Below are 8,187 nucleotides of genomic sequence, written 5' to 3' on the forward strand. Positions count from 1 at the left end.
CAGGAAGACCGCAGTCGCCTGCGCCGTGGCCGCGAAGAGTCCCGCCGCCATGCCCATGACGATCTGTGCGGCGAGCAACGTCGGCACGCGCCCGCTCAGCGCCGCGGCAAGGTTGCCCGCGACGAAGAAGACGAGCGCCAGGGCGATCACCCGCCGGCGGTCCATCGCGCCCGTCAGTGTCGAAAGCACCGGCGTCCCGATCGCATAAGCCAGCGAGAAGGCGGAGACGAGATAGCCCGCCTGGGCCACCGTCACACCGACATCCTCGGCGATCAGTGGCAGGAGGCCCGCGAAGACGAAGGCGACGGTGCTGGTCACAAATGCACCGAGCGCGAGCAGAAAGAGACGCTTGTCCATGGACTGGCTTTCATTGTTCAAAAGTCATTGAACTATTGTCCAAAACCCTTCCCGCCGTCAACCGCCTCCCGTCAGCTCCTGCAGCCTCCTGCCAGAGGCATGCGTAATACGCGTAGACTTCATACAGGCCTCGTACCCCTCCGGCCGATGAAAGGACAACCGCTGGCGCCGAAGCAAGCGGCCCGCACAATCTCCCCTTGAAAGGCAGGGCTACGCCTATGGAGATTTCGGAGAGCGCAAGGAGCGGTGCCTTCTCCGCGTCATCCCGGCCAAGCGGCGCCAGCCGCGCCAAGCCGGGACCCAATTGAGCGGCGCGGCCGGTCTCCGCAGAAAGCACTGGCGGTCCCGACACGTGAAGTCAGATGACTCAAGGGGCCTGTCCCACGATACGCCGACCAATAGACCCCGGATAAGCCTTTGGCTTTCCGGGGTGACGGAGACGTTTGCGCGTCAGCGCGGCAGCGGATCCTTCCACATGCGATAGCCCGTCCCTATGAGAGAGGGATGCACGGTGACAAGGGAGAGTCCGAAGGACGCCAAGCCTTCGAGCAATTGCTCTGCCCGCTTGCATCGCCCGCGCGATGGATTACTTTCGAAGCGCTATGCTTTCGCATCCGCCCACCGAAGAGATCAACCTCGCCACGGTCCTCGCCGTCCTTGGAGATCCCACGCGGCTTGCCATCCTCGGCGACCTGGCCCGGCAGGAGGGCAAGGCGCTCACCTGCTCGCATTTCCTCGGCCTGACGTCGAAGTCGAACCTCACCTATCACATCGGCAAGATGCGCGAGGCGGGCATCGTGCGCGTGGAGCCGCGTGGCACCTCGCGCCTCATCTCGCTGCGCCGCGCCGATCTCGACGCCCGCTTCCCCGGCCTGCTCGATCCGATCATCGCCACCGCGATAACCCTTCCGCCACCAGGCAAGGGCGCGGTCGGCGAACTGTCCGGAGCGTAAGGGCGGGCCCGGTCCGCCTTCTGGCGCGGAAACCTACCGTTCCACCAGTTCCACGCGCCGGTTTTCCGCCCGCCCGGCGTCGGTCCGGTTGCTTGCGACCGGTGAAAGGAAACCCGCACCGGCGGGGCTCAGGCGATCGGCGGCAACGCCGTATGCGCCGGTCAGTTCCGCGACGATGGCCCGCGCCCGGCGCATGGAGAGGTCCAGATTGTACTCCATGCTGCCCTGGTTGTCGGTGTGGCCGACCACGAGGATGCTCAGCTCCGGCTTGTTCTTCATGAGCTCGGCGATCTGGTCGAGGGCGGGCCTGCTTTCCGGCTTGATGTCCGCTTTGTCGAGGTCGAACAGGATGCCGTAGATGGCGATCTTGCCGGTATCGGAGATGGACTGCGCCATTTCCTTGGCATCGACCATGCGGTCTTCCATCGCGCCGGTCTCCACCACCATCACCTGGTTGAGCACCTCGCCATTGTTGATGCTGACGAGGATCGCCGCATGAACGGTGGGATCGCCCTTCTTGACCGCCGCGATATAGCGGAAATCGCCGAGATCGACGGTCATCGCCGGCGCCGGCAGCACCTCGGTGCCGTAGTAGCGGAAATTATAACCGCCGCACTCCTTGTCGCGGCAGGTGTGGAGGATTTCGTAACCCGCTTCCGTCAACCGGTTCTCGTAGTTGCGGGCGACCTCCAGCACCGACGGGCCGGCGGGCACCCGGTAGCCGATGCGCACCACGCGGCCTTCGAGCATGGTGCCTTCCCCTCGCTCGGCCTTTTGCACGGGTCCCGACGCCAACCAGTATTCGTCGAAATCCTTGACATCGTAGCGCGTGATCCAGGCGCCTTCGAAGCGGCCGATATCGGGGTAGTCGGCGCTGCCTTCCACGTCGGTCCCGGCCGCGAACGCAGCACCCGGCGCCCATAGAGACACCGCCGCGGCCCAAACGACCAACCCTGCGGCAACGGCCGCAAACCGAACTGCATGCATGATGGTCCCCCTTGAGGCTCGCGCCTGCCCGCCCGCCGTGCGGCGTTCAGGTCGCTGCGCAGCTATGCGGACGCAGGGTAGCCGAAGTTCGGTCCGGGAAAAAGCGTGCTGCACGAAACCACCGCCGCCCATCCGGCTGTGCCCAATGCATTTTCGGGGTTCCGTCGCCCGTTTTCCTTGCCTATAAGGCCCGCCTAGCCTCAAATCGTATTTCCACTGCCCGCCATGCAATCTTGCAGGGTGGACGCAGGCCCGAGCACGAACGGACATTCCATGCCCAAACGCACCGACATCAAGTCGATCCTGATCATCGGGGCCGGCCCCATCATCATCGGCCAGGCCTGCGAATTCGATTATTCCGGCACACAGGCCGTGAAGGCGCTGAAGGCGGAAGGTTACCGCGTCATTCTGGTCAATTCGAACCCGGCCACCATCATGACCGATCCTGAGCTGGCCGACGCAACCTACATCGAGCCGATCACGCCGGAGGTGGTGGCCAAGATCATCGCCAAGGAGCGTCCGGACGCGCTGCTGCCCACCATGGGCGGACAGACCGCGCTCAACACGGCGCTGTCGCTGCGCCGCATGGGCATCCTGGAGCGCTACGGCGTGGAGATGATCGGCGCCAATGCCGAGGCCATCGACAAGGCCGAGGACCGGGCGCTGTTCCGCGAAGCCATGGCGAAGATCGGGCTGGAAACGCCGAAATCCATGCTCGCCAATGCCACCGAGGCGAAAGAGGCCGACCGCAAGAAGCACGAGGCCGAGCGCGCCCGGCTGCGCGAGAAATATGCCGGCGAAGAACTCGACGCCGCCCTCGACGCGCTCGAGACCGAGTGGCAGCTCGGCGAGGCCGACCGCAAGCAGCGCTACATGAACCACGCCATGGCCGTCGCCGCCCAGGCCCTCGACGAGATCGGCGTGCCGGCCATCATCCGCCCCTCCTTCACCCTCGGCGGCACGGGCGGCGGCATCGCCTACAACCGTTCCGAGTTCTTCGAGATCGTCGAGCGCGGCCTCGACGCCTCCCCCACCACGGAAGTCCTCATCGAGGAATCGGTGCTCGGCTGGAAGGAATATGAGATGGAGGTCGTCCGCGATCACGCGGACAACTGCATCATCATCTGCTCGATCGAGAACATCGATCCGATGGGCGTACACACGGGCGATTCCATCACCGTCGCCCCGGCGCTGACGCTGACCGACAAGGAATACCAGCTGATGCGCAACGCCTCGATCGCGGTGTTGCGCGAGATCGGGGTAGAGACCGGCGGCTCCAACGTCCAGTTCGCCGTCAACCCGGCGGACGGCCGCATGGTCGTCATCGAGATGAACCCGCGCGTCTCCCGCTCCTCTGCCCTCGCCTCCAAGGCGACCGGCTTCCCGATCGCCAAGGTCGCCGCCAAGCTCGCCGTCGGCTACACGCTCGACGAGCTCGAAAACGACATCACCGGCGGCGCCACCCCCGCCTCCTTCGAGCCTTCCATCGACTACGTCGTCACCAAGATCCCGCGCTTCGCCTTCGAGAAATTCCCCGGCTCCGAGCCGGTGCTGTCCACGGCCATGAAGTCCGTCGGCGAGGTCATGGCCATCGGCCGCACCTTCGCCGAATCCCTGCAAAAGGCGCTGCGCGGCCTCGAGACGGGGCTCACCGGCCTCGACGAGATCGAGATCCCCGGCCACGATCCCGACGGCGACCCGTCGGAAAACAAGAACGCCATCCGCGCCGCCCTCGGCACGCCGACGCCCGACCGGCTGCGGATGGTGGCCCAGGCGATCCGCATGGACACCTCGCTCGAGGAGGTGCACCAGATCTGCCGCATCGACCCCTGGTTCCTGGAGCAGATCGCCGCGATCGTCGCCATGGAAGAGCGCGTGCGCGAACACGGCCTGCCCCGGGACGCCGCCAATTTCCGCATGCTCAAGGCTTTTGGCTTCTCCGACTCGCGCCTCGCCTCGCTTGTGAGGAAAGAGACGGAAGAGGTTCGGAAGATTCGCCAATCGCTCGACGTCCACCCCGTCTACAAGCGCATCGACACCTGCGCGGCCGAGTTCGCCGCCCCCACCGCCTACATGTACTCGACCTACGAAACGCCCTTCGCCGGCAAGCCCGCCGACGAGGCGCAGGTCTCAGACCGCAAGAAAGTGGTCATCCTTGGCGGCGGCCCCAACCGCATCGGCCAGGGCATCGAGTTCGACTATTGCTGCTGCCACGCCTGCTTCGCGCTGGCCGACGCCGGTTACGAGTCGATCATGGTCAACTGCAATCCCGAGACCGTCTCCACCGACTACGACACCTCCGACCGCCTCTATTTCGAGCCGCTGACGCCGGAGGACGTGCTGGAGATCCTGCATGTCGAGCAACAGAAGGGCGAACTCGTCGGCGTCATCGTCCAGTTCGGCGGCCAGACGCCCTTGAAGCTCGCCGACGCGCTGGAAAAAGCCGGCATCCCCATCCTCGGCACCGCGCCCGACATGATCGACCTCGCCGAGGACCGCGACCGCTTCCAGAGGCTCTTGACCAAGCTCGGCCTCAAGCAGCCGAAGAACGGCATCGCCTTCTCCGTCGAGCAGGCCCGCGTCGTCGCCGGCGAGCTCGGCTATCCGCTCGTCGTGCGCCCCTCCTACGTGCTTGGCGGGCGCGCCATGCAGATCATCCCCGACGAGACGCGCCTGCAGTCCTACCTGCTCGACACCGTCCCCGGCCTCGTGCCCGAGGAGATCCGCCAGAAATACCCGGCCGACAAGACCGGCCAGATCAACACCCTGCTTTCCAAGAACCCGCTCCTCTTCGACACCTACCTGACCGAGGCCATCGAGGTCGACGTCGACTGCCTGTCCGACGGCGAGAGCGTCTTCGTCTCCGGCATCATGGAGCACATCGAGGAAGCCGGCATCCACTCTGGCGACTCGGCCTGCTCGCTCCCGGTCCACTCGCTCTCCCCCGAAATCGTCGAGGAGCTGGAGCGCCAGACCGCCGCCCTTGCCAAGGCGCTCAACGTCGGCGGCCTCATGAACGTGCAATATGCTGTCAAGGACGGCGACGTCTACGTGCTGGAGGTCAACCCGCGCGCCTCGCGCACGGTGCCCTTCGTCGCCAAGACCATCGGCCGCCCCATCGCCAAGATCGCCGCGCGCATCATGGCCGGCGAGAAGCTGGACGCCGCCTTCGCCCCCTATGGCGACAAGCCCGACCTGCGCGCCCTCAACCACATCGCCGTCAAGGAAGCCGTCTTCCCCTTCGCCCGCTTCCCCGGCGTCGACACCCTGCTCGGCCCCGAGATGAAGTCCACCGGCGAGGTCATGGGCCTCGACCGCGACTACGCGCTCGCCTTCGCCAAATCCCAGCTCGGCGCCGGCGTCGACCTCCCCCGCGCCGGCACCCTCTTCGTCTCCGTGCGCGACGAGGACAAGCCGCGCGTCCTCCCCGCCGTCCGCCGCCTCTCCGACCTCGGCTTCAAGATCCTCGCCACCGGCGGCACCGCCCGTTTCTTACGCGAAAACGACGTCCCCGCCGAAAAGATCAACAAGGTGCTGGAAGGCCGCCCCCACATCGAAGACGCCATCCGCAACCGCCAGGTCCAACTCGTCTTCAACACGACGGACGGCCAGAAGGCGGTGTCGGACTCGAAGTCGCTAAGGCGCGCCACGCTGATGCAGAAGGTGCCGTATTACACGACCATGGCCGGGTGTGGTGCGGTGGTGGAAGCCATTGCGGCGCTGAAGGCGGGAAGCCTGGAGGTGCGGGCGCTGCAGGGGTATTTCTCATGACGGCAAAACGACTGGCTAAACCGACGGTGGCAGTTTCAGATATGGCTCAAAGCTCTCTTGGATACGCTTTGTGGCTTCCTGCCAGAACCAGTCCTGTATCTCATGCATTTTTCCGAGAGCGCGTTATCTGAATTTTCTCGTCGGACAGTTCCTCATTTGCCCAGCTTTATATGCAAGCATATACCAGAATATGTGAGGCACTGAGCAAAGCCCCTCTCTTGCAAATTCTAAGGGCTTGGCTCCGCCAAACCCGAGAATTAGCTTTCTCTCCCGTAAGGGGAGAGATAAAGGCGGCGTAGTCGCTTCGGCATATCGTCAGCGTTTTTGTAATAGGCGGTAAGGTCGATGCCGGCGTTATCTCCCCCCTTGCGGGGGAGAAAGCGATTTCAACATCTTAGCTGGAGCGAAGCGGAGGCTAAGTATTAGAAATCGCAAGAGAGGGGCTCTTCCATGCCGCACCAACCCATCCCACCCCCACACCGCACCTATGCCCGCGCCATGCGCGCCGAGGCCACCAAGCCCGAAAACCTCCTATGGCAGGCGCTGCGCAACCGCCAACTCGAAGGCTTCAAGTTCAAGCGCCAAGTCCCGCTCGACGGCTACATCCTCGATTTCGTGTGCTTCGAGGCGCGGCTGATTGTCGAGGTGGATGGCGGGCAGCATTCGGGCGCGATCGGCGATGCGGTGCGCGACCGGCATTTCGAAGCCCAGGGCTTCAGGACATTGCGCTTCTGGAACGACGAGGTGGAGAAGGAGCTGGACGCCGTCTGCCGCGCGATCCTGCATGAAGCGGAGGGGAGGATCGGGTGAGTGGCAGGGTGCAAGTCCCCCCTCTCTTGCAAATTCTAAGACTTGGCATTCGCCAAGCCTAAGAATTTGCTTTCTCCCCCGCCAAGGGGGAGATTCGCCGACCTCACCCTCCCTGCCAATCGCCAACGCTGAAGATTTGCGGAAACGGTCATAGTGCGCCAATCTCCCCCTCGGCGGGGGAGAAAGCGATTTCTTAGGTTTAGCCGGAGCAAAGCGGAGGCTAAGCCTTAGAAATCGCAAGAGAGGGGGCCGCACAGGGTCCCGCGCGACCCCCCTCACCTTCCCGCCCACTCCTGATACGCCTCCATCAGCCCCTCATACGCATCCATCGGCGGCAGCGCCTCATACGAATGCACCGCCCTCGTCTGCGCAAAATCCAGCTTCTCCGCCACCCACGTCTCAATGAACGGAGCGAAATCCTCCGCCCCCTCCAGCATGGTCGGCCGCAGATTGACGAACCAGTCCATGCCTTCCGGCCGCGTGAACATCCACGTCATGCAATGCGGGCAGAAATAGTGCCGCGAGTCCCCGTGCAGGCCGCCGATCACCGGCTCCCCCTCGACCACCGCGAACCCCTCGGCGGGAATGGCGGCCGACAGCGAAAAGGCCGAGGCGCTCATGCGCTGGCAGCCGGTGCAGTGGCAGGCCATGGTGATAAGCGGCGGCGCACTCACCCGCACCCGCACCTGCCCGCAGCGGCATCCGCCTTCCCGTGGGAGTTTCCAGTCGCGCATTGAAGCCTCCGTCGTTTCGCGTGTGCGGCGACCATTCCACACCACGGCAGGCACGTCACCTCCGTTCGCGGAAGAAGCGCGCCGGCGACCGTGCCCGGCACAACCTCCCCTTTCGTCATCCCAGGGCGGAGCAGCCGCGAAGCGGCGTCGCACAGACCCTGGGATCCATGCCGTTCCCTCGCCATTCACGCCCGAGGCTTCCGGCACCAGGCTCCCCGAGCCGGAAAGGTCGGGCGCGGGCGGAGGAGAAGGCCGGCGCTTCGATCCAAACTCCTCGGGAAAGCGTGGATGAATTCTCACGCCCACGAAAAAACGTCCTTTCCAAAACAATGACTTGCATTGTTCCCTTCACTCCAGCCCCCAAATCTTATCCCCGCCCCCTCGCGCTCCCGTACCATCCTCCCATCGCCCTTACGGGAACCGGATGCGCACCGGGTGTTCGGGAGAGCGGCGGCAGCCTCCCCCTTCGGGGTCGGTCACCGAAGGTCTGTGAGGGCCCGCAGCAGGCCGGAGCCCTGCGTCAGCGGCGCCGAGGGGCGCTCGCAGGACGCAGGCGCGCGGAGAACCCGCGGGGC

At 64.9% G+C, this 8,187-nt stretch carries 6 protein-coding genes; 3 read left to right on the forward strand and 3 right to left on the reverse strand.

Features of this window, described 5'->3' with window-relative positions; translation table 11 throughout:
* Positions 1-357 (reverse strand): MFS transporter (locus ACFP9U_RS22020; protein WP_378624754.1); only part of this gene is annotated, 357 nt, incomplete at its 3' end.
* A 602-nt stretch (positions 358-959) separates the two neighbouring features.
* Between ACFP9U_RS22020 and ACFP9U_RS22025 the strand changes: the two genes are divergently transcribed.
* On the forward strand, positions 960-1,310 hold the full coding sequence (locus ACFP9U_RS22025) for an ArsR/SmtB family transcription factor (protein ID WP_378624756.1): 351 nt from the start codon (positions 960-962) through the stop codon (positions 1,308-1,310).
* 33 nt (positions 1,311-1,343) lie between these two features.
* Here ACFP9U_RS22025 and ACFP9U_RS22030 read toward each other — a convergent pair whose 3' ends face one another.
* Positions 1,344-2,297 (reverse strand): OmpA family protein, encoded by a 954-nt coding sequence (locus ACFP9U_RS22030; RefSeq protein ID WP_378624758.1) that lies wholly within the window; start codon positions 2,295-2,297, stop codon positions 1,344-1,346.
* 273 nt (positions 2,298-2,570) lie between these two features.
* Between ACFP9U_RS22030 and carB the strand changes: the two genes are divergently transcribed.
* Positions 2,571-6,068: a carbamoyl-phosphate synthase large subunit gene (gene carB, locus ACFP9U_RS22035; RefSeq protein ID WP_378624760.1), complete on the forward strand. Its 3,498-nt coding sequence runs from the start codon at positions 2,571-2,573 to the stop codon at positions 6,066-6,068.
* Positions 6,069-6,518: 450 nt separating this feature from the next.
* Entirely contained in the window at positions 6,519-6,878 is a 360-nt protein-coding gene (locus ACFP9U_RS22040; protein ID WP_378624761.1) for an endonuclease domain-containing protein, read from the forward strand.
* Positions 6,879-7,153: 275 nt separating this feature from the next.
* Here the strand turns inward: ACFP9U_RS22040 and ACFP9U_RS22045 are convergent, their stop codons facing one another.
* A complete protein-coding gene (locus tag ACFP9U_RS22045) occupies positions 7,154-7,612 on the reverse strand; it encodes a GFA family protein (protein WP_378624763.1) in 459 nt (152 codons plus the stop codon).
* Positions 7,613-8,187: the final 575 nt, after the last annotated feature.

The sequence above is a fragment of the Nitratireductor sp. GCM10026969 genome, from assembly GCF_042660605.1.
In the GTDB taxonomy this organism is placed as follows: domain Bacteria; phylum Pseudomonadota; class Alphaproteobacteria; order Rhizobiales; family Rhizobiaceae; genus Chelativorans.

Coding starts and splice junctions, on each gene's coding strand:
- ACFP9U_RS22030 (WP_378624758.1), bottom strand. CDS start 2,297: ATGCATGCAGTTCGGTTTGCGGCCGTTGCCGCAGGGTTGGTCGTTTGG.
- ACFP9U_RS22040 (WP_378624761.1), top strand. CDS start 6,519: ATGCCGCACCAACCCATCCCACCCCCACACCGCACCTATGCCCGCGCC.
- ACFP9U_RS22025 (WP_378624756.1), top strand. CDS start 960: ATGCTTTCGCATCCGCCCACCGAAGAGATCAACCTCGCCACGGTCCTC.
- carB (WP_378624760.1), top strand. CDS start 2,571: ATGCCCAAACGCACCGACATCAAGTCGATCCTGATCATCGGGGCCGGC.
- ACFP9U_RS22045 (WP_378624763.1), bottom strand. CDS start 7,612: ATGCGCGACTGGAAACTCCCACGGGAAGGCGGATGCCGCTGCGGGCAG.